Origin of the sequence: Roseisolibacter sp. H3M3-2 (assembly GCF_029211165.1) — a bacterium.
GTDB lineage: Bacteria > Gemmatimonadota > Gemmatimonadetes > Gemmatimonadales > Gemmatimonadaceae > Roseisolibacter.
In genome coordinates, this window is record NZ_JARGEK010000664.1 from 1 (window position 1) to 1,150 (window position 1,150).

The window sequence follows — 1,150 nt, forward strand, 5'->3', positions numbered from 1 at the left end:
CGCTGCTGCTCGAGAATGGCGCGAAGTGGGAGAAGGCTTCCGTCACCGCCAAAGACGCGCAGCTGCTCGAGCTGCTGCAGTACTCGGCCGTCGACGTCGCGCGGATCTTCGGCTGCCCGCCGCACATGATTGGTGAGACCTCGGCCGCGACCAGCTGGGGCACCGGGATCGAACAGATGACGATCGGGTTCCGGCTTTACACGGTCATGCCGCACATGCGCCGGATGGCGAAGGAGTTGTCGCGCAAGCTCTTCCCGATGATCGGCGCGCGAGCACCCAGCCTTTTCGTCGACTTCGACGTGGACGCGCTCGATGTGGGAGACTCGAAGTCCCAGGGTGAACTGTTCGCCAAAGCGCTGGGCGGGAACCAGCAACCCGGCTGGATGAGCCAGAACGAGGTACGCCGGCGCAAGAACCTGCCCCCGATCGCGGACGGCGATCGGGTCTATTTCCCGCCGGCATCTGCCGTCGGCCCCGACCAAAATGGTGCCCCGTCTTCCGATGAAGAGCTCGAGGACGATGACGACGCCCAACAGGAGCCCGCAAATGTCTCGTAAGCTGCTAAATCTCGCCGCCAACAATCGTGAAAAGGGCGCCGGCATCCGTGTCGAGGCGAACGACGCTGAGTGGACCACCGTCTACGTTTATGACGTGATCGATTCTTGGTGGGGCGTATCGGCGGCGGACTTCGCGCGCGAGCTGAAGGCGATCACCACGCCGAACGTCGCGCTCCGCATCAACTCGCCCGGTGGCGACGTGTTCGAAGCGCGCGCGATGATGACTGCGATCAACGACCATCCGGCGAACTTCGTGGCCAAGGTGGACGGCCTGGCCGCGTCCGCCGCGACCGCGCTCACGATCGCGTGCAACAGCGTCGAGATGGCCGATGGATCCTTCTACATGATCCATCAGGCCTGGACGTTCGCGATGGGCAACGCCGACGAGCTGACGGCGACCGCGTCGCTCCTGAACAAGATCGATGACGTGCTCGTCGCCGGCTATGCGAAAAAGTCCGGCAAGGAAGCCGACGAGGTCCGCGCGCTGATGAAGGCGGAGACCTGGTTCACCGCGCAGGAAGCGGTCGACGCCGGCTTCGCCGACAAGTTGATCGAGACCAAGGCGACGCAGGCGCGCGCCTTCAATCTTAGCG

General features: G+C 64.3%; 2 protein-coding genes. Both read left to right on the forward strand.

Features of this window, described 5'->3' with window-relative positions; all coding sequences use genetic code 11:
* A partial coding sequence (locus PYV61_RS25570) for a phage portal protein (RefSeq protein ID WP_275836709.1) occupies positions 1 to 557 on the forward strand: 557 nt, incomplete at its 5' end.
* Positions 547 to 1,150 (forward strand): head maturation protease, ClpP-related (locus PYV61_RS25575; protein WP_275836710.1); only part of this gene is annotated, 604 nt, incomplete at its 3' end. The genes PYV61_RS25570 and PYV61_RS25575, both read left to right, overlap by 11 nt.